Below are 23,818 nucleotides of genomic sequence, written 5' to 3' on the forward strand. Positions count from 1 at the left end.
CCCACCGCCGGTGAAGGGGGCGTCGATGACCGAAGAGGTCCGCGCGGAGATGGTCGCGAACGTGTGGAAGGTCGTCGTCGGCGAGGGAGACGCGGTGGCGGCAGGGGATGCGCTGGTCATCCTCGATTCCATGAAGATGGAGATCCCGGTGATCAGCGAGGACGGTGGCACCGTGGCGCGGATCGCGGTTCAGGAGGGCGATGTCGTCCAGGACGGCGATCTGATCGCCGTCGTCGAGTCCGTGGTCGCAGGCTGATACCTGGCGATCGACGCCTCGTCCCGGCGGAGGCGTCGCGCCGCCGTACCTGGGACCACCTGTGTGCCATGCCTTAAGCTGATGTTCATGGACGCCTCGTTCTGTGACCGTTGCGGTCAGCTTGCCGGTGTGGGTAACCATGAGGCGTGCGCACGAGCCCGCGAGCTGGAGCCACCGCGTTACTGCCGGATCTGCCGTCGGCGGATGGTCGTGCAGGTGACTCCCGCAGGCTGGTCGGCGCGCTGCGCCGAACACGGGCTCATGACGGCGAGCAACGCCTGACGATCTGTCGTCGGCCGCTGCCGGAGTACCGCGCCGCGAGCGGCGCCTGCGCGGTGGTGCGCAGGCCGGTCTCCTCTGCGGGGCAACGCGTCCGTTCTGCCCCCGCAGAGGATTCTGAGCCGCCGGTCAGAGGGTGGACTGCAGGGACTTGATCGGCATGCTGAGGTCGGCGAGCATCTTCAGGTCCGCTTCGGCCGGCCGGCCCAGCGTCGTCAGATAGTTGCCGATGATGACGGCGTTGATACCGCCGAGCATCCCCTGCACCTCGAGATCGCCGAGGGTGATCTCACGGCCGCCGGAGTAGCGCAGAATCGTGCGTGGCAGGGCGAGGCGGAACGCGGCGATGGCCCGAAGGGCATCCCGCGGCTCCACCGGGGGAAGGTCGCCGAAGGGGGTGCCGGGGCGCGGGTTGAGGAAGTTCAGCGGAACCTCGTCGGGCTGGAGCAGCGCGAGCTGCGCGGCAAGCTCGGCGCGCTGCTCCAGCGACTCGCCGACGCCGAGGATCGCGCCGCAGCACAGCTCCATCCCCGCTTCGCGGACCATTTCGCAGGTCTCCCACCGCTCCTCCCAGGAATGGGTGGTGACGACCTTCGGGAAGTGCGACCGGGCGGTCTCGAGGTTGTGGTTGTAGCGGTGCACGCCCATCGCGGCGAGCTCGTCCACCTGTTCCTGGGTGAGCATGCCCAGCGAGCAGGCGACGTTGATCTCCACCGCGGCCTGGATGGCCGCGACGCCCTCCTTGACCTGGGACATCAGCCGCTGGTCGGGCCCCCGAACGGCCGCCACGATGCAGAACTCGGTCGCCCCGGTCGCGGCGGTCTGGCGGGCGGCGTCGACCAGGGACGGCACATCCAGCCAGGCCGAACGGACCGGCGAGTCGAACTTGCCCGACTGCGAGCAGAAGTGGCAGTCCTCCGGGCAGCCCCCGGTCTTCAGACTGACGATGCCCTCGACCTCGACCTCGGGCCCGCACCAGCGCAACCGCACCTCGTGGGCCAGCGCCAACAGGTCGCTGAGTGACTCGTCCGGCAGTCGCAGCACCGCGAGCACGGCGGCCGCGTCCAGGCCTCGTCCACCCTCGAGCACCTCGCGGCGGGCGTACGCCAGGATCGCCGCCGCGTCGGCCGTCTCCTCGTACGGGGAAGCGTCGGCCGGCTCCAGCGGGGATCCCACCGACGCGGGGGCGGGATGCACGGTCACGGGTGCGGTCACGGTGGCCTCCAGGCGAGGACTAGGCGAACGGGGTCGGGTGGATGGTCGGGTCTGCGCCCGTGGTTTCGTCCCCGTGGGTCTGTGGTCGTGGGTCTGTGGTCGCGGCGGCAGCGGGTGGGGGCTTCTGCCCGTGGTCGGATCGTGAGGGCGGGCGCCACCATTGTCGAGCTCTGGCGGTGGGGGCGCTCCCTTTTTGGGCGCGACATGGGGCACTTTCGCCACCCGTCCGGGACTGCACATTACATTCTGTTGCTAATGTGAAACTCTCGTATACGGAACGTGCCGTCAAGGGCGGGTTCCAGTGATCGTCGGGCGGTCGCGAGGAAGTCGGCCCGGTTCAGCCGGCCGGCGCCGGCCGGCAGCGCTCCGGACAGTGGGCGGCCGGCGAGGGTCGCCAGGTCGGCGAGATTGCTACGGCAGGCGAGGTCCGGCTCGGCCGGCCAGGAGCCGATCACCACCCCGGCGAGGTCGAGGCCGCGGTGCGCGAGAGCCTCGAGGGTCAGCGCGGTGGTATTGAGCGTACCGAGTCCGGCGGCGGTTACGACGAGGACGGGCGCGCTCAGCATCCGGGCCAGGTCGGCGAGGGTGGCGCCGTTGTCGTCGTAGCGCACCAGCAGGCCGCCCGCACCCTCGACCAGCACCAGGTCGTGGTCGGTGGCCAGCTTGTCGATCCGGACCGCGACCTCGGCGAGGTCGAGCGGAAGGGTCCTCGCCCGGCGGGCGGCCGCCGCCGGCGCGAGCGGATCCGGGTAACGGGCCCACTCATGGACGTCACGCAGGCCGGTGAGGGCGGTCACCAGGTCCACGTCGCCGGGCTCCCCGGGCGCGAGCCCCGTCTGCGCGGGTTTCACCACAGCGACGGACCGGCCCCGGTCGTGCGCGAGCGCGGCGCGCGCGGCGGTGACGATCGTCTTGCCGATCTCGGTACCGGTGCCGCTGACCACGAGGACGCTCACGCGTCGACCCGTCCCGTATCCACCGGACGTCCGGGGACCGTTGAGCCTCCCGGAAAGGCCGGACGGGCCGGGACCTTCGGACGCCGCGCGGTCATCGGGCCAGCACGCCGGCGGCGGCGAAGGCGTCGGTGACCAGATCGAGGTCGGCCCGGGTGAGGTCCGCACGGGCGGCCAGGCGCAGCCGGCTGGTGCCAGCCGGGACCGTGGGCGGCCGGAAGCAGCCGACGGCGACCCCGTGCGCGCGGCAGACCGCCGCGGCGGCGAGCGCCACCTCGGGCTCGCCGAGGACGACCGAGACGACCGCCCCGGCCGGCGGGGGCGCGCCGGTCAACTCGGCGAGATGGCTGGCGTGCGCCCGCACCCTCGCCGCCAGCTCGGGGTGGGCCCGCAGATGGGTCAACCCGGCGAGCGCCGCGCCGACGTTCGCGGGGGCAAGCCCGGTGTCGAAGATGAAGGTGCGGGCGGTGTCGATCAGGTGGTCGCGCAGGGCTGCCGGGCCGAGGACGGCGCCGCCGAGCCCGCCCAGGGCCTTGGACAGGGTCGCGGTGGCCACCACGTCCGGCGCGCCGGCGAGTCCGGCGGCGTGCAGCGCTCCGCGACCACCCGGGCCGACCACCCCGAGACCGTGGGCCTCGTCGACGACCAGCAGCGCGCCGTGGGCGCGGGCGACGGCGTGCAGCGCGGTCAGCGGGGCGGCGTCGCCGTCGGCGGAGAACACCGACTCGGTGACGACGAGCGCCCGTCGCCAGCCGCCGGCGTGCAGCGCGGTCGCGACGGCGGTGACGTCCGCGTGCGGTGTGATCACGACCTGGGCCCGGGACAGCCGGCAGGCGTCGACGATCGAGGCATGGTTGAGCGCGTCCGAGATGATCAGATCGCCTGGGCCGGCCAGGGCCGTGAGGCAGCCGAGGTTCGCGGTGTAGCCCGAGGAGAACACCAGAGCCGCCTCGAAGCCGAGGTGCGCGGCAAGGGCTTCCTCCAGCTCGTCGTGCAGCGTCGTCGATCCGGAGACCAGCCGGCTTCCAGTGGAACCCGCGCCCCAGAGCCGCACGGCGCGCACCGACCCCTCGACCAGGGCAGGATGGCGGCCGATACCGAGGTAGTCGTTGCCGGCCAGATCCACCCGCGCCACGCCATCCCACTGTGCCCCGCCGGATGCTCGTGCCCCGCCGGACAGCTCCTCCTCGCCAAGCGGCTGCGCGTCGGCCGTGCGGGGATGCAGTTCGCGGCGCAGCCCGGCGGCGCGACGGGCCCGGGCGTGCTCGTCGAGCCACGCCAACGGCCCCGCGGGACCGTCCGGCATGGCCGGTATGACACCGTCCGGCATGGCCGGTATGACGAGGTCGGCCGGAGCGGGCCCTGGGGTGGGTGCGTCGTCGACGGTCACGACGGCGAGCGTACGGGGCATCGAGCACGGATGTCGGGTGCCCGCCAGCTCACAACAGTCGCTGGTCTGGCAGTGTGCAGGCCGTGGGAACCCTGGCCGACATGCTGCGCGCGAGCACGGACCTCAGTGACGACGACATCGACCACCTGCACGCGCTTGTCGCGGACTGGGCGCTGCTCGCCGACCTGTCGTTCGCCGATCTGCTCCTGCTCGTGCCCGCCCGGTCGGGCTCGGCCTCGGGGCGCGGCGGTCATACCAGCGGTACCGAGTTCCTGGTCGTCGCCCAGGTCCGGCCGACGACGGGACCGACGGCGTACCACAACGACGAGGTCGGCAGCGTCGTCATCAACCGGTGGGTCGTGCAGAATGCCTGGCGCGAGCATCGGATTGCCCGGGAGGGCGAGCCGGAATGGGACGGCGGCGTGCCGGTGCGTACCGAGGCGATTCCGGTGCGGCACGGGAACGAGGTCATCGCGGTGCTTGCCCGCGACACGAATCTGGTGAACCCTCGCACGCCCAGCGACCTCGAGTCCTCGTATCTGCAGGGGGCCAACAACCTGGCGTTGATGATCGCGGAGGGTGCGTTCCCGTTCCGCGGGAGTTCCGCGGAGCTGTCCGAGTCGCCGCGGGTGGGTGACGGGATGATGCGGCTCGACGGCGCGGGCAAGGTCGTCTTCGCCAGTCCCAACGCGCTGTCGGCCTACCGCCGCCTCGGGTACACCGGCAACGTCACCGGCGAGGACCTGCGCACGGTGCACCGGGCGCTGAACCTGCCCGCGACGACGCCCGCGGTCTGGCACGCGATCGGACGTCGCCGGCCGGTCGAGGTGGAGGCCGCGGTCGGCAGCACGGTGGTGCTGCTGCGGGCGATTCCGCTGTTCCCAGGTGCGACCCGGGAGGTGCTCGTCCTGGTGCGGGACGTCTCGGAGCTGCGCCGGCGGGAGGCCCTCCTGCTGAGCAAGGACGCGACGATCCGCGAGATCCATCACCGGGTCAAGAACAACCTGCAGACCGTGGCCGCCCTGCTGCGCCTGCAGATGCGGCGGACCAAGGTGGACGAGGCCCGGGCGGCACTGCGGGAATCGGTGCGCCGGGTGACCTCGATCGCGGTGGTGCACGAGACGCTGTCGCAGAGTCTGGGCGAGAGCGTGCCGTTCGACGAGATCGCCGATCAGATCACGTCGGTGACGGTGGACCTCGCCTCCACTGGGACGCGGGCGAACACCCGGCGCTCGGGGTCGTTCGGGCACCTGCCCGGCGAACTCGCCACGCCGCTGGCACTTGTGCTTTCCGAGCTTCTGCAGAATGCTGTAGAACATGCGTTCGATGGCTCGGCGGGCTCGATCGAGATCCGTGTGGAGCGCTCGACGGGCCGGCTCGACGTCGTGGTCGCCGACGACGGCGCCGGCCTGCCGGAGGACTTTCAGCTCGAGCACTCACCTCGGCTGGGGCTGCAGATCGTGCGCCAGCTGGTGCTGGGGGAGATGCATGGCACGATCAGGCTCCAGGCGGGTCCGCAATCCGGGACGGAGGCGCTCCTGTCCATCCCACTTTCTGAAAGTTGAGTGTTTAGGGCCGCGGGCGGTGGGTATCCCCTGGATGTGTCCCTCGTCCGTGGTCGGTGTGGCGATGGCCCACGCCTTCGCGCGGGAGCGGTTGCTGTGGCGTTCGTCACGGGCGCGGTCTCACGAGGGGGCGCGCGACGCAGCCGGCCCGATGCGGGAACCACGGTCGTTGCGGAGCCGCCCGGGGTCGGCAGCGTGAGCGCCGTGGGTGCGGAAAGCGAGACGGCCGCTCCGTCCGCGTCGCGCCGCATCACTGCGGCGGACGCGCGGACAGAACGGCCGATGGTGCTGCCAGGCTCGTCAGCGCGCAAGCACGTCACGTGGCCTGGCTTCGAGCGGGAGCCGCTGTGGCCGGTCAGCGGAAAACAGAAACGTTCCGGCGCTCAGGGCCTGCCGCAGGTGGAGGTCGGAGATCCGACCTGGGTCAGTGCTGCACCCCGGTCCGCGGCGCGTGGCCACCGGGGGTGGTGCGATCAGGCGGTTCGGACCCGGAGGCGAACCTGGCGCTTGAGCGCTCGGCGTTCGTCCTCACTCATCCCGCCCCAGACTCCGGAATCCTGCCCGGTGTCCATTGCCCAGTTCAAGCAGTCACTAGTGACTGCGCACCGCGCGCAGACGGCCTTTGCCTCTTCGACCTGGCGTTCCGCCGGACCGGTAGTACCGATCGGGAAGAAGAGCTCGGGATCCTCGTCACGGCAGAGCGCTCTGTGGCGCCAGTCCATGCGTCCAACTCCCTCTCTCGTCTCGGGCCACACTGCACATGAGACGCTTTGCGAGCCGCTACGGTTGTGCCGCGGATGAAATTCTCATGAGCAGCTTGTCTGCTCGGCCCCGGCGGCGGGCCGTGGAGCGGGTTCCTGGCGGTCGGTAAGTCCAGGTGCACGTGCATCCACCTCGGACATTCGCCACCCTCCCACCGGAACCGGCAGGGGCGCAAGAACCTGCAAGCGTCTTCACACCCTGTCTGGCCTGCACTTGTCCGGCAGGGACACACAAGGGCCACGCACCGCGACCCGGTTGCCGCTCATGCGGCAGGGACATAAGTACTGGTTGCCAGGGGTTGTCAGAGGGCGGGGTCCCCCGGCGCCAGTCGCCTGTGCGGGCGCTGGCGAGCCGTCGGGCGCGGCCCCCGGCCCGCGATGCCATCTCGGCATCGCGGGCCCTTCAGGGGGGGTGTGGGGGCCCTGCGGGGTCAGTCCACCCGGCAGCCAGGCTGCCCCGACACGCGCACAGCGCCGCGGATGGCAGGGTTGGGCCCATGCAGGTACTCGGTCATCGCGGTAGTAAGGTCCCTGGCCCGGAGAACACGGTCGAGGCGGTGGACGCGGCGCTGCGGGGCGGCGCTGACGGTGTGGAGATCGACGTGCGCCGTAGCGCTGACGGCGATCTGGTCTGCGTGCACGACGCGCGGCTGTCCCGGCCGGTGGGTCGAGCCGTCATCCGCCAGCCCACCGCGGTGCTGCGAGCTCGCGGCATCCCCTCGCTCGACGAGATGATCGATGTCTGGGCCGGGCGCGGCCGACTGGTCTGTGAGATCAAGAACCAGCCCGGCCAGCCCGACTTCGACGCGCCCAGGGAGCGCACCGCCCGGGCGCTGGCCGACGCCCTGCGGGCCCGCGGCCTCACTGGTGCCCGGCCGGACGCGGCCGATCTGGCGGCGGGTGCCGGTGGGATCACCGTCTCGTCCTTCGACTGGTTCGCGATCGAGGCGATCCGGGACGCTGAGCTGGCGGTCACCACGGCGTTTCTCACCATGCCGCGGATGTCGGTCGGGGGCGGACTCGCCTACGTCCGCTCCGCCGGGCACGCGGAACTGCATCCCCACATCAGCGCGGTGCTGGGTTCCGGGTCGGGGAACGCGGCCGCCCGGGCGCGCGAGGCGGGGGTCCGGCTCGTGGTCTGGACTATCACCGCTCTCGCCGAGGCAGTTGCCCTGCGTGACGCCGGGGTGCCTGGGGTGATCTGTGACGACCCGGCCGGGATACACGCGGCGCTGGCCGGCGACGGGCTGCCCGGGGAGGCAACCTGAGGTCAGCTGGGCCCGAGGTCAGCCCACGCCGACCCAGGCGACGCTGACCTCAGGCGACGACGCGCAGGGCGCGCGGGTGGTGGCTGAGCAGGATCTCGGTGCTTTCCCCGAGATATTCGCCGTCCATCTGCACCGGGACCGGGTCGGCGGACCGGAACCGGATCGTGGCCATGTCATGACGGCGCACCACGTTGCGCCCGTGCGGCCCGCGGCCGTCGGAGAGCATCTGCCGGCCCGTGCGCAGCACCGCGGATGTCCGGAGCTGGTGTAGTCCGAGCAGGTCCAGGCCGGTGTCGAACGACGCGTCGGGGCAGGCGAGGACCGGGCGCTGTTCGAGGTAGGTCCACGGCCGAGTGTTGCAGACCACACCCAGCGCGATCTGCCGGTCCTGCGGGTCAGCCTCGCTCTCGGCGGGATGGGCGCTGTCGCCCCCCCGCTCGGCCGCGTCTCGCACGGTTGCCCCGGTGTCGCCCGGCGCTGGGCTGTCCGCGATGCCCCGTCGGCTCGGGGAGAAGGCGTCCGTCGTCTCCAGGTCGAGGACGGGTGCCCGCCGGCCCGTGCCGCGCAGCAGCTGGGCGGCGGCCGTTCGCAGGAACAGCCCTGAGGAGTTGCGACGGCCGCCGCTGCGCTTCTCCTCGACCCGTTGCACCACCCGTGCGTCCAGACCGACCCCGAAGCAGAAGCTGAACCACCGGCGTTCGTCGCCGTATTCGGCGTGACCGACGCTGATCCGACGGCTGCGCCCCTCCCGCAGGGCGTCCAACAGCTCGCCGGTGGCCTCCACTGGCGACGCGGAGTAACCAAGAGCGCGGACGAAGACGTTGGTGCTGCCACCCGGGACCACCGCGAAGGCCGGGCCATCCGCCAGCGGACCGTTCTGCAGCAGGCCGTTGACGATCTCATTGACGGTGCCGTCGCCCCCGAGCGCGATGACCACGTCCACTCCGAGCTCGACGGCTCGCGCGCCGAGTTCCACTCCATGCCCGCGGCCCTTGGTGACGACCGTGTCCAGGGAGAGGTCCGCCGCGAGCGCGGTCGCGAGGACGTCCCGAACGCGTTCGGTCGTGGTGGTCGCGACGGGATTGACGACCAGCAGCCCTCGCATGCTTCTACCGTAGCCCGCCCGCCCAGGTCGGGCGTCGGCTGGGAAATCTCTCACATCGGTCTCACTCAACGGACGGATCGGTGCGCGTGCGGTGGCGGCTGACAGCCCCGTCCGGTGCGGCTGATCTGAGTGGGTCACGGCATAGTGTCGTGGTATGGATTCGACCAGCGACGCGCGGCGGCCGTCGGCGGGCCGCGTCGACGCGCTGCGCGCGGCGGTGCGCGTCGCGTCGGCGCCGGCGAAGGTCGCGAGCCTACTGCTCGCCCTTGAGGCGCTCGCCCTCCTGGCGCTGGGGGTGCTACAGATGCTGCGCGGCTTCGGTTCGGGCATCGACGACGTGTCCCGGGCGGAGATGGGCGGGCTGCTCGCCCTGCTCGGCGGGGTCGGGGTCGGGGTGCTGGCCGTGGGGGTACTGCGGCGGGGCGCGTCGTTCCGATCGCCAACGTTGGTGGTGCAACTGCTGTGCCTGCCGGTGGGCTGGGCCCTGGTGCAGGCCGGACTCTACGGCTACGGAATACCGCTGCTGGTGATTCCGGTGGTGATCGTCGTGGCGCTGCTCCTCGCGGGCGGTTTCGGCCCGTCTGCGCCGGACGTCCCACGAACCGGGCCAGCGGCGCCTGGCACCAGCTCGCCTGGTCGTGGCGGCGGGTCCACGGACCGTGGCACCGGACCCGCGGACCGGGCCTCCTGACCGGATCTTCCCGAGGGAGGTGTCAGGTGGGCACGGCTGGCTGAGCTCAGCTGTCCTCGAGCAGGCCGCGGCGGAGCTGGGCCAGGGTCCGAGCGAGCAGCCGGGAGACGTGCATCTGGGAGATGCCGAGCTCGGTGGCGATCTGGGACTGGGTCATGTTCCCGAAGAAACGCAGCAGCAGGATCCGCTTCTCCCGGGGCGGGAGCTTCTCCAACAGCGGCTTGAGTGACTCGCGGTACTCGACGCCCTCCAGGGACTCGTCCTGGACACCCAGAGTGTCGGCCACGGCCGGCGCCTCGTCGTCGCCGGAGTCCGGTGCGTCGAGGGAGACGGCCGAGTAGGCGTTCGCCGACTCCAGGCCCTCGAGGACGTCCTCCTCGCTCATCTGCAGGTGCCGCGCGATCTCGCTGACTGTGGGCGAGCGGCCGAGGGTCTGCGAGAGCTCGGAGGTCGCCTTGGTCAGCGAGAGCTTGAGCTCCTGCAGGCGGCGGGGTACCCGGATCGCCCAGCCCTTGTCGCGAAAGTGCCGCTTGATCTCGCCGACGATCGTCGGTGTGGCATACGTGGAGAACTCCACGCCCCGCTCGGTATCGAACCGGTCCACCGACTTGATCAGTCCGATGGTGGCGACCTGGACGAGGTCGTCCAGCGGCTCACCGCGGTTGCGGAAGCGGCGGGCGAGGTACTCGACCAGGGGCAGGTGCATGCGCACGAGCTGGTCGCGGATGGCGGAGCGTTGCGGGTCGCCCTCGGGCAGCGCCGCGAGCTGGACGAACAGGGAACGGGCCAGCGCGCGGTCGGGGGAGTGGGCGCGCTCCGTGCCCGAGCCCTCGGCCTGGTTGGCCCCGTCGCCCGGGGCCTGCGGGCCGGCGGCGCCGGCCGCGGCGTCACCGGCCTCGTTGTGACCTCCGGTGGAGTCGGGCGGCTGGCCCTGTCCAGGGCTGCCGGTGCCGGTACTGGCGGCCCCAGCTCCGGCGGTCCCAGCACCTTGAGCGGCCGCGTCATGGCTGCTGCCCGGGCGAGGACCGCTCGTGGGAATGGCGGCCTGGCGCTCGTCGGGGTGCTCGTCCACGGCGGCCGCGCGCTGGCTGAGCGAGGCGACCGGGTCGACTGCGGGGATGCCCTGGTCGGGTGCCATCCTGGGTGAGGTTGGGGTTCTCCCGGTTGACGTCACGACGTACCTACCGCATCACCCAGTGAAGTCGTGTCGGCGGCGCCGGAACCCCGCACGTGGCCCGCGGGCGGCTCACCGAGATCCGCCCGCACCCCGCGGCGCTTCTGCAGCGTGATGCTCACCTTCGAGCCCGGACCGGTGAAGGTCTCGACGTCGCCCGCGAGGGCCTTGAGCACCGTCCACGCGAAGGTGTCCTCCGAGGGCGGCTCGCCGTCGAGGCTCTCCACCGTCACCAGGACGTGCATGACTCCCGGCGACAGGGTGAAGGTGCAGTCCAGCGACGAACCCGGCACCGCCGAGACGAGCAGTAGCGCGCATGCCTCGTCGACGGCGATCCGCAGATCCTCGATGTCGTCAAGGGTGAAGTCGAGCCGGGCCGCGAGGGATGCCGTCGCGGTACGCAGCACCGTGAGATAGGCGCTGGCGGCGGGCAGGGTCAGCGCTACGACGTCGCGCAGGCCGCCGGAGTGAACGGTGGGGCCGTCGATGGTGTCGGAGTTCCCCGCGCCACCGGTCGAAGGCGTCGGATCCACGTTCCTACCCCCAAAGAGCCTGCGTTGAGCGAGGAACGGTGTCCTCGCGGTGGCCGGAGCCATGTGAACGATGATGGTGCGGATGACTGTCTTCCCACCGACCGACTCGGTCACGCATCATCCGGGCGGTCGTGATGTCCCTCATGCCCGGATGGGGTGCCTGTGTCGGCGGCTGGCGGCGGCCATCACCTCCACCGTACCCAGCCGCCGGGGGGTGCCGCAGGTCGGGTGATCGTGAGGTGTGCCCGGGGTGCCGCGGCGGCGAGTGCCGGATCTGCCGCCTGGCCGGGCTCCCCCATCCGGGTGGGCCCGGCGCCCGGGACGGGCCGGCGTGGACGGCGGGTTGGACGTCCGTTCAGACGACCGTTCAGGCGTCCGCGGCGAGGTGGGTCAGGGCGTCGCCGGCCAGGCGCCAGGTCGTCCAGCCCGGCATAGGGCCGGCTGCCAGGGCCCGGTAGAACCCCTGCGCCGGGGTGTTCCAGTCGAGCACGGCCCACTCGAGCCGGCGGTATCCCCGCCGCACGCAGATCGCGGCGAGCGCCGAGAGCAGGGCACGGCCGTGGCCGCTGTGGCGGTGCTCCGGCCGGACGAACAGATCGACCAGATACATCCCGGCCTGCCCGGTCCAGGTGGAGAAGGTGGGATGCCAGATCGCGAACCCCACCACCGGCGGAGCTGCTCCCGACGCGCGGTCCTGGGTCGCGGGGGCGTCCCGGTCCGCGGCGCGCTCCTCGGCGTCGCCCACAGCGCCCACAGCGCCCGCGTCGGCGGCGACCAGGCAGTAGGCGCTCGGGGCCGCGCCGAACAGGGCGCGATGCAGGTCGGCGGCGGTCATCGCGACCGCGCTCGGCTCGCGTTCGTACTCGGCGAGCGACCGGACCAGCTCCAGGACGGCGGGGACGTCCCCCGGGCCGGCCACGCGGATCATCTCAGGCCGCCCGTGCCCACCCCGGCGCCGCTGAGGGCGTCGGGTCCGATGCTGCGCAGCTGTGCGTAGAACGCCTGGCACTCGGCGTAGGTGGGCAGCAGGCCCGCGGCCTCGGCCTCCTTGAGGGTGGGGGCCGCGGCGTCCTTCTCCGAAAGCAGGGGCGTGATCTCCGCCGGCCACGGCAGGTCGAGATCCGGGTCGAGCGGGTGGATCCCGTGTTCCCGGCCCGGGTTGTAGGGCGTCGAGCAGAGGTAGGTGATCGCCGCGTCGTCGGTCAGGGCCAGGAACGCGTGCCCAAGGCCCTCGGCGACGTAGAGCCCGCGGCGGTCGATGTCGTCCAGCAGGACGGCGGCGAAGTCCCCGAAGGTCGGTGAGCCGATGCGGATGTCCACAACACAGTCGAGCACCTGGCCGCGTACGCACGTCACGTACTTCGCCTGGCTCGGTGGTACCTGGGCGTAGTGCACGCCGCGCAGTGTGCCGCCGCGGCTGACGCTGTGGTTGGCCTGCCCGAGGGCGAGTGGATGGCCCAGGACCTCAGCGAGCACATCGGAGCGGAACCACTCCAAGAAGGTCCCCCGGCTGTCGGAGTGCTGACGCGGGGTGAAAACCCAGGCGTCGGGAACCGATAGTTCGCTGATCTCCACTACACGGACGGTACCGGTTCCCCGGGACGTATCCCAGCAGGCCGCACCGCCTTACCCGGGCGCGTTGACACCCACGTGTGGCTCTTGCGGAGGGCGGGCTCCTCCTGTGGGACGCGGCCGCGGTCGCGACGGTGTGTGTCCTTATCGCGCGGTGGACGAGCTCCCGCCGAAGGCAACGCTCGTTGGTGTGGGTGGGTTGCCGGTTCTTCCTCGCACTGTGTGACGACGCTGACGGTCCGCCTCGGTCGCGCCGGGGCGCGCGATCGACCGGCGCGGGCTGCGCCTTCGTCGTACCCGCCGGGGGATGAGCGGCTTTTCGGGCGACGCGCGGCCCATCGTCGGCATTCCGTTTCCGCGATTGTTCTTATCGCCGTGGCGAAGACCTCGCCCGGCCCCGGTGTCTGGGCGGCCCGCGACCCTCGGCGGCGCCCGCTACCCGCAGTGACGCCCCTGACCTGCGTCGATATCGGACTGGTCGCGCGATGCCGGGGGTGTTGCCGCGGGCCCGCGTCTCGAAAGCGCGCGCATGATGATCGGCGACGGGACGTCCGGGAGGATGAAAGCGGATATCCTCGACGCATGAAGAAGGGCCCCGACATGCACCGATGACCTCCTGCCTCGGATGGGGCGTCAGACGAGGAAAACCGGCCCGAGGTGGCGCTCGGAATGTGGCTGGTGACGCTTCGGCCACGCCGCTGCCACGGGATATGGGCGGGCATGGTGTGAGAGTGTTTCCAGCGATGTTCGCCGCGAGTTCACCGGCGTCCGTCGGTGGTGTGCCGCGAGAGCCGACGGGGCCGGCTGATGTCCGTCGGCGGGTTCGTTGCCGTTCGCCAGCCCTTCGCCCATGATTCGCCGGCCCCTCTGTCGACGGTTCACCAAGAGCGAAGCGTTCGCGCGTACCGTGACGGTCCCCGTGCCATATTGGACGTACCACCGGGACACCCCCCGGATCTTGTCCCACCTCACATCATGAGGTGGGACAGCTCAGGCTCGCCTTCTGCGTGGACGACGCACGCATCCAGGGCGGGCGACCTGTACCCGCGGCCCCGGAAAGGGACCACGACCGCCCCCGCGGGTCCACCGCCGGCTTGTCCGAGGAGCAACCTCCGTGACCGCAACCACTGACCATTCGACTCTCGATTCCCCCGCCGCGGCGGACCTGGCCGCGGTCAGCCCCCGGCCCTCCGATGACGACCCCGCGTTCGCGCTGCACCGCGGCGGCAAGATCGGGGTCTCCCTGACGGTGCCGCTGGAGAACCGCGAGGACCTCTCGCTCGCCTACACCCCCGGCGTGGCGCGGGTCTGCACCGCGATCGCCGAGGCGCCGGCCCTCGCCGACGACTACACCTGGCGGGCCAACACCGTCGCCGTCGTCACCGACGGCACCGCCGTGCTCGGTCTCGGCGACATCGGCCCGGCCGCCTCCCTGCCCGTGATGGAGGGCAAGGCGGCGCTGTTCAAGCAGTTCGGTGGGGTCGACGCGGTGCCGATCGCGCTGGACTGCACCGACACCGAGGAGATCGTCGAGACGGTGGCCCGGCTCGCACCGAGCTTCGGCGGGATCAACCTGGAGGACATCTCCGCGCCCCGCTGCTTCGCGATCGAGCGGCTGCTGCAGGAGCGCATCGACATCCCGGTCTTCCACGACGACCAGCACGGCACCGCCATCGTGGCCCTCGCCGCGCTGGAGAACGCCGCCAAGTTCACCGGGCGCAGCCTCGGTGACCTGCGCGCTGTCGTGTCGGGCGCGGGCGCTGCCGGAGTCGCGGTCACCCGGATCCTGCTCGCGGCGGGCATCGGGGACATCGCGGTCGGCGACAGTCGCGGGATCATCTACCCCGGCCGGGACAACCTGACGCCGGTCAAGGCGGCGCTCGCCGCGGAGACCAACAAGGCGGGCCTGACCGGCTCGATCAACGACGCGCTGCGTGGCGCCGACGTCTACCTCGGCCTGTCCTCGGGCAAGGTGCCCGAGGAGTCGGTCGCCACCCTGGCGCCGGAGGCGATCATCTTCGCGATGGCGAACCCGGATCCGGAGATCGACCCGGAGGTCGCCCACAGGCACGCCCGGATCGTGGCGACCGGGCGTAGCGACTACCCGAACCAGATCAACAACGTGCTGGCGTTCCCCGGCATCTTCCGTGGCGCCCTGGACGTGCGAGCAAGCCGGGTGACCGAGGGCATGAAGCTCGCCGCCGCCGACGCGCTCGCCGCCGTCATCGCCGACGAGCTTGCCGAGGACCACATCATCCCGAGTGTCTTCGACAAGCGGGTGGCCCCCGCGGTCGCCTCCGCCGTGGCCGCCGCCGCCCGGGCCGACGGGGTCGCCCGCCGCTAGCCCCACCCGGCAGGGCGTGGACCAGCGCACGGGACGGCAGGGACACGAGGCCGCGGTGTGAGTTCCCCGGATCAGGGGATGCCGGGGAACTCACACCGCGGGACCGCGGGCGGAACGTACGCCCGCACGGTCGATCCCGCGGCCGTGGGTGCGAGGAACCGGGGAGTCGGGGAGCCGAGGAGCCGGGGAGTTCAGACGCGGCCGCAGCCCGGGCAGGGACGGTGCTCGGCCGCGTCGACGAGTGGGCGCAGTGTGCCGCAGCCCTGGTAGGAGCAGCAGACGAAGTCCGCCGCGGCCACGGTGATGACCGCGGTACCGTTGACCACGATCGTGGGTGGCGCCTCCGGTGTCGGCACGGCCCGGTGTCGCCGCCAGCCCAGTCGGCGACGCCCGTGCCGGCGTTCGGTGGCCTCCGGCCGCGCCGTGGCGTCCGACGGCGTGGCGGCGTCCGACGGCGTGGCGGAACTCGGCCGCTCAGCGATACCCGGCCGTTCAAGGCCATCCGATCGGATGGTCCTGATCGGGATGCTGTATCGGTCCGGATCGTTGTGGCGGCTCACCACGGCCTGCCCGCTGTGCGCCAGGGCGCGTCCGCCGTGCCGCTGGCTTTAGTCGTCACCACGGCGTTGAGTTCAGCACAACGATGGGTCGCCTGTGTGCGGCGGGGCGGATGGTCCCGGTTCGCGCGGATCCGTGGCGCGTCCCGTGCGGATCGTTCGCATCGAATCCACGCCGGCCGTAGATTCGGGGCGTGCTCGCAGCCGCCGCCGTCCGGCTTGATCCGCAGGACCCACTGGGCGGGCTGTCCGTCGGGCAACAGCCGGCGCCGGAGCCGCCGCCGGGCTGGGTCACCGTGCAGGTGCGCGCGGCCTCGTTGAATCATCACGATCTTTTCAGCCTTCGTGGAGTGGGGCTCGCGGCCGATCGTCTCCCGATGATCCTTGGTTGCGATGCGGCCGGAGTCACCGCGCAGGGGGAGGAGGTCGTCGTGCATGCCGTGATCGGGGATCCGGCGGCGGGCGGTGGGGACGAGACCTTGGATCCGCGCCGGACCCTGCTCTCCGAGCTGCACCCGGGCACCCTCGCCGAGTCGGTCGCGGTGCCCCGCCGAAACCTGGTGCCCAAGCCCGCGGAGTTGTCCTTCGAGCAGGCGGCCTGCCTGCCGACGGCCTGGCTCACCGCGTATCGGATGGTGGTCTCGCGGGCCGGCCTGCCGTTGGCCGGCGGCGGGACCCTGCTGGTGCAGGGCGCGGGAGGCGGGGTGGCGACCGCCGCGGTGCTTCTTGCCAAGGCAGTGGGGCACACCGTGTTCGTCACCTCGCGGGACGCCGGCAAACGGGAGCGGGCCGCGGCGCTTGGCGCGGATGCGGTGTTCGAGTCCGGCGCCCGGCTACCGAGCCGGGTCGACGCGGTCATCGAGACGGTGGGCCAGGCCACCTGGGGCCATTCGCTGCGCTCGTTGCGGCCAGGCGGACGCATCGTGGTGTCCGGGGCGACCAGCGGGCCGAATCCGCCGGCCGAGTTGAACCGGGTCTTCTTCCAGCAGCTGTCGGTCATCGGCTCCACCATGGGCAGCCGCGACGAACTCGTCGGCCTGCTCGCGCTGCTGGTCCGTACCGGCATCCGCCCGCCGGTCCAGCAGGTATGGCCGCTGGGGCAGGCCCGGGAGGCGTTCGCCCGCCTCGCCGCCGGGGACGTGTTCGGGAAGCTCGTCCTGCGGCCCTGACGGTCGCGGGCCCCGCCGCGGGCCCCGGCGCGATCAGAGATCGATGTCGTCGTCGGGCCGGGCGAGCCAGGTGGCGAGCCGCTCCACGGCGTCGGCGAACTGCGGATGGACGTCGACGAACGCCCGCATCGCCTCGGCGAGGCCCTCATAGGTGACGGTCTCCTCGCCGCGGCGGTCGACGAGCTCCTCGATGCCGCGATCGGTGAAGTACATCCGCGCTCCGGTTTCGGGCCTTGCCCATACCCTCCCGGCTCCGGCAGCGCCACCGCCCGCGGGAAGCTGGAGATCCCGTGCGCAGACGGTGACCAGCCGGCGCCGGTCGGGTCCAGGCTCGACGTCAGTTGTCGAAAGCGGCCTCGACGAGGGCGTGCTGCTCGCGCTCGTGCACCCGGGACGAGCCGGAGGCTGGCGCGGCCGCGGCCCGCCGGGAGATCCGGCGTAGCCGGATGCCGCGGGGCAGGGACTCGGCGAGGTTCAGTGCCATGTGCGGGTAGGCGCCCTGGTTGGCCGGCTCCTCCTGCACCCAGGCGACGTCGGTGACGTTCGGGTACCGCTCGAGCAGCGCCGCCAGCTCCGGCCCGGGGGTCGGGTAGAGCTGTTCGACGCGCAGCAGCGCGAACTTCTCGGCCTGGTCGTGCTTGCCCCGAGCGCTGGCAAGATCGTAGTAGATCTTGCCAGCGGTGAGTAGCACCCGGCGCACCGCGGCCGGGTCGGCCACCGCCGCGTCGTCGATCACCGGCTGCCAGCCGCCACCGGTCAGCTCCTCGACGGTGGAGGTGGCGGACTTGAGCCGCAGCATCGACTTCGGTGTGAAGACGATCAGCGGCCGGCGCACCGGCGAGAGGGTCTGCCGGCGCAGCAGGTGGAAGTAGCTGGCGGGCGACGACGGCGCCGAGACGGTCATGTTGCCGTCCGCGCACAGGGAGAGGAACCGCTCGATCCGGGCGGAGGAGTGGTCCGGCCCCTGACCCTCGTAGCCGTGCGGAAGCAGCAGCACCAGCGAGGAACGCTGCCCCCACTTCGCCTCACCGGCACTGATGAACTCATCGATGATCGACTGGGCGCCGTTGAAGAAGTCGCCGAACTGCGCCTCCCACAGGACCAGCATGTCCGAGCGGGCGACCGCGTAGCCGTATTCGAAGCCCATCGCCGCGAACTCGCTGAGCAGCGAGTCGTAGACGTAGAAGGCGCCGACGCCCTCGTTGTTCTCGGTACCGCTCAGGCCGTAACGCAGGGTGCGCAGCGGGGTGTGGTCCTCGGCGGTGTTCCGGTCGACCAGCACGGCGTGGCGCTGGCCGAACGTGCCGCGCCGGCTGTCCTGCCCGGTGAGGCGGACCGACCGGCCGTCGAGCAGGAGGGAACCGAACGCGAGTGTCTCGGCCAGCGCCCAGTCGATCGCGCCGGTCTCCACCATCTGCGCGCGGCGTTCGATCTGCGGGCGCAGGCGCGGATGCACCGTGAAGCCATCCGGCAGCGTGACCTGCGTGTCGATGATGCGCTTGACCGCCTCCAGCGGCACCGCCGTGCTCACCGCGGCGGCTGCGGCGGCCTCCTCCGGCGTGGTGATGATCCGCGGCTGCGGCGCCGTACCCGACGGGGTGGTGTCCCGGGTCTGCGCGAAGGCCTTCTCGAGCTCCGCCCGGTAGGACTTCATCGCCTGCTCGGCCTGGTCGCGGGTGATGTCCCCACGGCCGACCAGCGCCTCGGTGTAGAGCTTGCGCACCGAGCGCTTGCTGGCGATCGTGTCGTACATCAGCGGCTGGGTGAACGAGGGCTCGTCCATCTCGTTGTGGCCGCGCCGCCGGTAGCAGACCAGGTCGATGACGACGTCCTTGTGGAACTCCTGGCGGTACTCGAACGCGAGCGCCGCCACCCGCACACACGCCTCCGGGTCGTCCCCGTTGACGTGGAAGATCGGAGCCTGCACCATCCGGGCGACGTCGGTGGCGTAGACCGAGGAACGGCTCGACTCCGGCGAGGTGGTGAAGCCAACCTGGTTGTTGATCACCAGGTGGATGGTGCCGCCGGTGCGGTAGCCGCGCAGCTGGGAGAGGTTCAGCGTCTCGGCGACGACACCCTGGCCGGCGAACGCGGCATCCCCGTGCACCAGGACGGGCAGGACGGTGAAGCCAGCCACACCCTTGTCCAGGATGTCCTGCTTCGCCCGCACGACCCCCTCGGTAACCGGGTCGACGGCCTCCAGGTGGGAGGGGTTCGCCACGACCGACACGTCCACCGAGCGACCGGAACGGCCGCTGTAGACGCCGTCGGCACCCAGGTGGTACTTGACGTCGCCGGAGCCGTGCGCGGTCTGCGGGTCGAGGTGGCCCTCGAACTCGTCGAAGATCTGCCGGTACGACTTGCCGACGATGTTCGCCAGCACGTTGAGCCGGCCACGGTGGGCCATGCCGATGACGACCTCGTCCATCCCGGCGTCGGCGGCGCGGTCGAGCACCTCGTCGAGCGTGGGGATGGTCGATTCGGCGCCCTCGAGCGAGAACCGGCGCTGGCCGACATACTTGGTATGCAGGAACGACTCGAACGCCTCCGCCGCGCCGAGGCGCTCCAGCACGTGCAGCTGCTCGGCCGGATCGGGGCGCTCGGCGGACCGCTCGACCCGGGCCTGGATCCAGGCCCGCTCGTCGGGCTCCTGGATGTGCATGTACTCGATGCCGACCCGCCGGCAGTACGAATCGCGCAACACGCCCATCACGTCGCGCAGGGACATGGTGCGCTGTCCGGCGAACCCGCCGACGGCGAACTCGCGGTCGAGATCCCACAGCGTCAGCCCGTGACCGATGATGTCCAGGTCAGGGTGGCTGCGGATGGCGAACTCGAGCGGGTTCGTGTCGGCCATCAGGTGGCCGCGTACCCGGTAGGCGTGGATCAGCTCCAGCACACGGGCGTTGTGGTCGAGGTCGCCCTCGTGCACCACCGGCCGGTCCGAGACCCAGCGGACGGGCTCGTAGGGCACCCGCAGCGAGCGGAAGATCTCGTCGTAGAACCCGTCCTCGCCCAGCAGCAGCTGGTGCATCCGGCGCAGGTACTCGCCCGACTGGGCACCCTGGATGATGCGGTGGTCATAGGTGCTGGTCAGCGTGATCGTCTTGGAGATCGCGAGCCTGGCCAGCGTGTTCGCCGCCGCGCCGGAGAACTCCGCCGGGTACTCCATGGCACCGACGCCGATGATCGTGCCCTGGCCCTGCATGAGCCGCGGGACCGAATGCACGGTGCCGATGCCGCCCGGGTTGGTCAGGCTGATCGTGACGTCACTGAAGTCGTCCATGGTCAGCTTGTTCGCCCGCGCCCGGCGCACGAGGTCCTCGTAGGCCAGCCAGAACTCGCGGAAGTCCAACGCCTCGGCCTTCTTCACCGCGGCGACGACGAGCTGGCGGCCCTTCGGGGTCACCAGGTCGATCGCGAGGCCCAGGCCCACGTGCTCCGGCCGGACGAGCGTCGGCTTGCCGTCGACCTCGGCGTACGAGGCGTTCATCGCCGGGTGGTCGGCCAGGGCGCGGACCATCGCGTAGCCGATGATGTGGGTGAACGAGACCTTGCCACCGCTGGACCGGGCCAGGTGGCGGTTGATGACGATGCGGTTGTCCGCGAGCAGCTTTGCCGGGAACGCCCGGACCGAGGTGGCGGTCGGAACGTGCAGTGAGGTCTCCATGTTGCTGACCACACGGGCCGCCGCGCCTCGCAGCGGGGTAGTAGCCGCACCCGTCGGGCTCGTCGCGCTCGGCCTTGCCGCCGGCGTCGCGGTCGGCGATGACGCCGGGGCCGCGGCGAGCTTGGCTCCCGCCGCGGGCGTGGCGCCCGCAGTCGGCTTGGCCCGGGCGGCTGGCGCGAGCTGGCCGGAATCCGGTGCGGGGGTGGCCGATGGCGCGGGAGCCGTTGGCGTGCCTGCCGCCGGTGACGCCGGTGATGATGCGGCCGGCGATGATGCGGCCGGCGCGGCGGAGGCCGCGGATGTCACGACGGCGGCCGCCGCGCTGTGGGCGGACTCACCACCCGTTGGTGCCCCGTTCGGTGCCACGCTGGCCGCCGCCCCGGTCACGCCGGAGCTGGCCGGCGGCACGCTCGGGTGGTAGTCGGAGAGGAACTCGCGCCACTCCGGCGAGACGCTCTCCGGATCTTCGAGAAACTGCTGGTAGATCTCGAAGACCAGCCATTCGTTAGGTCCGAAGTCAGGTCCGGACGCAGGAACCGTTGGTGCTGTCACGGGGCCATTCGCCTCTATCCACGGTCTCACTTCACGGCCTCCGAAAGGCCCTTCTGTCACCGTCTGCTCAGGCTACCCGCTGACGCCGAGCACGGTGTCGGCGGATCCGTCCGGTCAGGTCACACGGACACTGCGTGCCCTCCCGATGTCGGCGCGACACCCCGTTCCTGCCTCCGGGCACAGCCTCACCCGGAAGGCGTCCCTCACCCGGAACGCGGCCTCACCCGGAAGGCGGCCGCACGGGAAGGCAGCCGCGCCCGGGAGGCACTCACTAGCCACGTCCTAACCACGTCCGGAAGGTGGCCGCGCCCGCAAGACGCTCATCAGCCACGCGCGGAAGGGTCATCCCGCCAGAAGGCGGGTCCGTGACCTGATCCTCATCCTCGAGCAGGCCCGGGGCAGGCCCGGGGCAGGCCCGGGGCAGGTGCTTGGTGACGGGCGAGGGCTGGGACGCTCGTCGCGCTCGGGCTGACCTGGCGGGATCGGAGCCTCCGGCCGCGGTCTCGACGGGTGGGAGCCTCGACAAGTGGGAGCCTCGACAAGCGGGAACACGGTGCCGTGGCCGTCCGTTATGCTTGGCAGCGCCGGTCCGCATCATGGCCCCCGGACCCAATAAATGCCGCTTCGAGCGGCCTACGCCCGTGAGGCGACCTGGCGGGCCGGCGCCCAACTTCTTCGCACTCGCGCGGCGACGCGCCCTTCGGCGCGTCGTTACCCGCGTGGCCCTCTCGCCTCGGCTCCGGCCGCGATGACCCATGGCCGTCCCGCCCGACACCCGCCGGACCGAGTATCCGCGGCCGTCTCGGCCGGCCCGACGCCCGCCGGACGGCGAGCCGTCGTCGTCCGAGCTACCGCCTTGTTCCACCTTCTGGTGGAAGGTCCGCTGTGCGCCGTTGCGCGGCGGTTCGTTCGCCTTGGCCGTGGCTGGTGCAGATCCCGCGATAAGGCCACGCTATCTGCACTTTTAAGGCACTTCGCGCTGTTCGTCGGCTCGGTCCATCGGAGGGAACGCGGCGCTCCGGACGATCGAAGTCGACCACTGGGCCGAGGGCTGGCAGTCGCACGCCGACGGTTAGCCGAGTGGATGGTGGTCACGTGGGCAGCTGGTCAATAAATACAGCCTGAAAACGCCAGTAACCCTTTGTGTGCCATTCCTGGGGCGAGGCTTATGTGCGACCCGCCTCAGCTCTGGTCAGGTCACGAGCGGGCGATGCCGGTAATACGGATGGTCGGACCTCGGGCCGGCGTCGCCGCTCGGTCAGCGCTCGGTCAGTGGTGGGCCGACGACGGCCAGTGGAGGCTGGGCTGCCCGCGGGTAAACGTCGGGCGGGTGCCGCTGGCAGGTGTGGAAGCTCCGTTACGCCGCAGTATGCCTGCCCACTCGAACCAGTCTTCGTGGCCGAACTCGTCTCCACGGCAAATTCCGCTGACCCACCCATGAGCCCCGGCGCCATCGGACGCCAGATGTCACGCTCTGTGACGGTGATTCCTGGAGGGGGGCGGCCAAGATTCAAACAGGTCGCCGTGGGGGGGACGGGTCGGGGTTGCCGAAGTGGTTCCAGCCGCCGGCGCGGAGGAGTGGATGGCCGCCGACCGTCACACCCGTCCCGGGCAGGACGGATCCGATCCGCAGGCACCCGGGTGGTAGGGGGGCGGACGGCGGAAGGCAAGCGACCAGGGCATGGTCCTCCCCGCCGGTGAGGGCCCAGTCGAGCGGATCCACGCCGAGGTGGACGGCGGCTGAGCGCATCGCCTCGTCGATCGGGAGGGCGGCGGCCCGCAGATCGATGCGGACCCCCGAAGCGGCCGCGATGTGGCCGATGTCCTGGACGAGTCCGTCCGAGATGTCGCACATGGCGCGGGCGCCGAGTGCGGCGAGCGTCGGTCCGAGCTGGTACGGCGGCCGGGGTCGGCGGTGCGCGGCAACGAGACGGTCCCACCCGCGCATGGCGACCTCCTCGGCTTCGACGTCTCCCCGGGCGACGGGTTCGGGTCCCGCGTCCCGGTGGACCGCGGCGTTTCGGTCATGGCCGGGGTGATCGCCGCTGGAGCCGGCGCCCCCGCGGGGGAGAGCCGCGGGCTCGGTAGCGCCCGAGGGCACCCGGAGGGGAGACGTGCGCAGGGGTGTGGGGGGCGAGGGAACGGGAGAATCGGAGCCGGAGAGGGGGTAGTCACCGGAGGCGAGTAGGGCGAGTCCGGCAGCGGAAGGGCCGACGGAGCCGGCGAGAACGACGGTGTCGCCGGGCCGGGCGCCGGAGCGCAGGACCGGGGGGCGTCCGCCCAGATCGCCAAGGGCGGTGACGCCGAGCATGATCGTGTCCGCGGAGCTGACGTCGCCACCGGCGACGGTGGTGCCAGCCCGGGCGCACTCGGCGGCCAAGCCGTCCGCGAGGGCCAGGGCCCAGGCCAGCTCGGTCTCGCCGGGGGCGGCGAGGCCCAGGAACAGCCCGGTCGGACGGGCGCCCATCGCGGCGACGTCCGCCAGGTTCTGGGCGGCGGCTTTGTGTCCGACGTCCTCGCCGCTGGACCAGTCTCGGCGAAAGTGCCGCCCCTCGAGGAGTAGGTCGGTGGTGACGACGACCCGACCGTCGGCGGCGGCGAGTACGGCCGCGTCGTCTCCGGGGCCGACGAGAACGTCCAGGCCTCGCCTGAAGCGGGCAGTGACTGCCCGGATCAACTCAAACTCGCCGATGTCCCGCAATTGCGGATTTTTGGGCCCGAATTCCGCCGCATTCACGGGTCTGCTACCTCTCGCGCCACGGAA

At 71.6% G+C, this 23,818-nt stretch carries 20 protein-coding genes; 7 read left to right on the plus strand and 13 right to left on the minus strand.

All coding sequences use genetic code 11. The features are described from left to right. Window positions 1–25: 25 nt before the first annotated feature. Both MXD95_RS18600 and bsaP read left to right on the plus strand, forming a co-directional pair. Window positions 26–256 carry a biotin/lipoyl-binding carrier protein gene (locus tag MXD95_RS18600; protein WP_250641972.1) on the plus strand — a complete coding sequence of 77 codons (231 nt, stop codon included), beginning with the start codon at window positions 26–28 and terminating at the stop codon, window positions 254–256. Between the two features lie 63 nt (window positions 257–319). After that, window positions 320–538, plus strand: coding sequence for a biotin synthase auxiliary protein BsaP (gene bsaP, locus MXD95_RS18605; protein WP_250641935.1), 219 nt, complete (start codon window positions 320–322; stop codon window positions 536–538). 126 nt (window positions 539–664) lie between these two features. Here the strand turns inward: bsaP and bioB are convergent, their stop codons facing one another. From bioB to MXD95_RS18620, 3 genes are all read right to left on the minus strand, one after another. After that, window positions 665–1,750, minus strand: a complete 1,086-nt coding sequence (gene bioB / locus MXD95_RS18610; protein ID WP_374122071.1) for a biotin synthase BioB — start codon at window positions 1,748–1,750, stop codon at window positions 665–667. Between the two features lie 239 nt (window positions 1,751–1,989). After that, complete coding sequence (gene bioD / locus MXD95_RS18615; RefSeq protein WP_250641936.1) at window positions 1,990–2,706, minus strand: dethiobiotin synthase; 717 nt, start codon at window positions 2,704–2,706, stop codon at window positions 1,990–1,992. Between the two features lie 91 nt (window positions 2,707–2,797). Then, window positions 2,798–4,033, minus strand: coding sequence for an 8-amino-7-oxononanoate synthase (locus MXD95_RS18620; protein ID WP_250641974.1), 1,236 nt, complete (start codon window positions 4,031–4,033; stop codon window positions 2,798–2,800). A gap of 161 nt (window positions 4,034–4,194) precedes the next feature. Between MXD95_RS18620 and MXD95_RS18625 the strand changes: the two genes are divergently transcribed. Continuing rightward, entirely contained in the window at window positions 4,195–5,658 is a 1,464-nt protein-coding gene (locus MXD95_RS18625) for a sensor histidine kinase (RefSeq protein WP_251078620.1), read from the plus strand. Window positions 5,659–6,131: 473 nt separating this feature from the next. Here MXD95_RS18625 and MXD95_RS18630 read toward each other — a convergent pair whose 3' ends face one another. Beyond that, window positions 6,132–6,380: a WhiB family transcriptional regulator gene (locus MXD95_RS18630; protein ID WP_250641938.1), complete on the minus strand. Its 249-nt coding sequence runs from the start codon at window positions 6,378–6,380 to the stop codon at window positions 6,132–6,134. A gap of 536 nt (window positions 6,381–6,916) precedes the next feature. Here MXD95_RS18630 and MXD95_RS18635 point away from each other — a divergent pair. After that, on the plus strand, window positions 6,917–7,687 hold the full coding sequence (locus MXD95_RS18635; protein WP_250641939.1) for a glycerophosphodiester phosphodiesterase: 771 nt from the start codon (window positions 6,917–6,919) through the stop codon (window positions 7,685–7,687). Between the two features lie 49 nt (window positions 7,688–7,736). Here MXD95_RS18635 and MXD95_RS18640 read toward each other — a convergent pair whose 3' ends face one another. Then, window positions 7,737–8,792: a diacylglycerol/lipid kinase family protein gene (locus MXD95_RS18640; protein ID WP_250641940.1), complete on the minus strand. Its 1,056-nt coding sequence runs from the start codon at window positions 8,790–8,792 to the stop codon at window positions 7,737–7,739. 154 nt (window positions 8,793–8,946) lie between these two features. On the opposite strand from MXD95_RS18640, the gene MXD95_RS18645 reads away from it, so the two are divergent. Then, window positions 8,947–9,483, plus strand: a complete 537-nt coding sequence (locus MXD95_RS18645; RefSeq protein WP_250641941.1) for a hypothetical protein — start codon at window positions 8,947–8,949, stop codon at window positions 9,481–9,483. A 46-nt stretch (window positions 9,484–9,529) separates the two neighbouring features. On the opposite strand, the gene MXD95_RS18650 is transcribed toward MXD95_RS18645, so the two are convergent. From MXD95_RS18650 to rfbC, 4 genes are all read right to left on the minus strand, one after another. Then, window positions 9,530–10,657 carry an RNA polymerase sigma factor SigF gene (locus MXD95_RS18650; protein WP_250641942.1) on the minus strand — a complete coding sequence of 376 codons (1,128 nt, stop codon included), beginning with the start codon at window positions 10,655–10,657 and terminating at the stop codon, window positions 9,530–9,532. Beyond that, window positions 10,654–11,190 (minus strand): ATP-binding protein, encoded by a 537-nt coding sequence (locus MXD95_RS18655; protein ID WP_250641943.1) that lies wholly within the window; start codon window positions 11,188–11,190, stop codon window positions 10,654–10,656. The genes MXD95_RS18650 and MXD95_RS18655 overlap by 4 nt, the downstream gene beginning before the upstream one ends. Before the next feature lie 367 nt (window positions 11,191–11,557). Next, window positions 11,558–12,118, minus strand: coding sequence for a GNAT family N-acetyltransferase (locus MXD95_RS18660; RefSeq protein WP_250641944.1), 561 nt, complete (start codon window positions 12,116–12,118; stop codon window positions 11,558–11,560). Then, window positions 12,115–12,765 carry a dTDP-4-dehydrorhamnose 3,5-epimerase gene (gene rfbC, locus MXD95_RS18665; RefSeq protein WP_250641945.1) on the minus strand — a complete coding sequence of 217 codons (651 nt, stop codon included), beginning with the start codon at window positions 12,763–12,765 and terminating at the stop codon, window positions 12,115–12,117. The genes MXD95_RS18660 and rfbC overlap by 4 nt, the downstream gene beginning before the upstream one ends. A gap of 1,111 nt (window positions 12,766–13,876) precedes the next feature. Here rfbC and MXD95_RS18670 point away from each other — a divergent pair. Further along, on the plus strand, window positions 13,877–15,106 hold the full coding sequence (locus MXD95_RS18670) for an NAD(P)-dependent malic enzyme (protein ID WP_308301525.1): 1,230 nt from the start codon (window positions 13,877–13,879) through the stop codon (window positions 15,104–15,106). Between the two features lie 191 nt (window positions 15,107–15,297). Here the strand turns inward: MXD95_RS18670 and MXD95_RS18675 are convergent, their stop codons facing one another. Further along, complete coding sequence (locus tag MXD95_RS18675) at window positions 15,298–15,666, minus strand: hypothetical protein (RefSeq protein WP_250641946.1); 369 nt, start codon at window positions 15,664–15,666, stop codon at window positions 15,298–15,300. Window positions 15,667–15,857: 191 nt separating this feature from the next. Here MXD95_RS18675 and MXD95_RS18680 point away from each other — a divergent pair, with 191 nt between their 5' ends. Next, window positions 15,858–16,832 carry a zinc-binding dehydrogenase gene (locus tag MXD95_RS18680; protein WP_250641947.1) on the plus strand — a complete coding sequence of 325 codons (975 nt, stop codon included), beginning with the start codon at window positions 15,858–15,860 and terminating at the stop codon, window positions 16,830–16,832. Window positions 16,833–16,865: 33 nt separating this feature from the next. Here the strand turns inward: MXD95_RS18680 and MXD95_RS18685 are convergent, their stop codons facing one another. The 3 genes from MXD95_RS18685 to MXD95_RS18695 form a co-directional block, all read right to left on the minus strand. Further along, window positions 16,866–17,045 carry a DUF6104 family protein gene (locus MXD95_RS18685; protein WP_250641948.1) on the minus strand — a complete coding sequence of 60 codons (180 nt, stop codon included), beginning with the start codon at window positions 17,043–17,045 and terminating at the stop codon, window positions 16,866–16,868. A gap of 124 nt (window positions 17,046–17,169) precedes the next feature. After that, on the minus strand, window positions 17,170–21,054 hold the full coding sequence (locus MXD95_RS18690) for a multifunctional oxoglutarate decarboxylase/oxoglutarate dehydrogenase thiamine pyrophosphate-binding subunit/dihydrolipoyllysine-residue succinyltransferase subunit (RefSeq protein WP_250641949.1): 3,885 nt from the start codon (window positions 21,052–21,054) through the stop codon (window positions 17,170–17,172). A 1,510-nt stretch (window positions 21,055–22,564) separates the two neighbouring features. Further along, window positions 22,565–23,755: a thiamine-monophosphate kinase gene (locus MXD95_RS18695; protein WP_250641950.1), complete on the minus strand. Its 1,191-nt coding sequence runs from the start codon at window positions 23,753–23,755 to the stop codon at window positions 22,565–22,567. Window positions 23,756–23,818 lie beyond the last annotated feature (63 nt).

The sequence above is a fragment of the Frankia sp. AiPa1 genome (assembly GCF_023243075.1).
Taxonomy (GTDB): Bacteria; Actinomycetota; Actinomycetes; order Frankiales; family Frankiaceae; genus Frankia.

Excerpts from the sequence above, each read along its gene's own strand:
- MXD95_RS18600 (WP_250641972.1), top strand. The coding sequence starts at position 26 with ATGACCGAAGAGGTCCGCGCGGAGATGGTCGCGAACGTGTGGAAGGTC.
- MXD95_RS18620 (WP_250641974.1), bottom strand. The coding sequence starts at position 4,033 with ATGCCGGACGGTGTCATACCGGCCATGCCGGACGGTCCCGCGGGGCCG.
- MXD95_RS18625 (WP_251078620.1), top strand. The coding sequence starts at position 4,195 with ATGCTGCGCGCGAGCACGGACCTCAGTGACGACGACATCGACCACCTG.
- MXD95_RS18630 (WP_250641938.1), bottom strand. The coding sequence starts at position 6,380 with ATGGACTGGCGCCACAGAGCGCTCTGCCGTGACGAGGATCCCGAGCTC.
- MXD95_RS18635 (WP_250641939.1), top strand. The coding sequence starts at position 6,917 with ATGCAGGTACTCGGTCATCGCGGTAGTAAGGTCCCTGGCCCGGAGAAC.
- MXD95_RS18640 (WP_250641940.1), bottom strand. The coding sequence starts at position 8,792 with ATGCGAGGGCTGCTGGTCGTCAATCCCGTCGCGACCACCACGACCGAA.
- MXD95_RS18645 (WP_250641941.1), top strand. The coding sequence starts at position 8,947 with ATGGATTCGACCAGCGACGCGCGGCGGCCGTCGGCGGGCCGCGTCGAC.
- MXD95_RS18660 (WP_250641944.1), bottom strand. The coding sequence starts at position 12,118 with ATGATCCGCGTGGCCGGCCCGGGGGACGTCCCCGCCGTCCTGGAGCTG.
- MXD95_RS18685 (WP_250641948.1), bottom strand. The coding sequence starts at position 17,045 with ATGTACTTCACCGATCGCGGCATCGAGGAGCTCGTCGACCGCCGCGGC.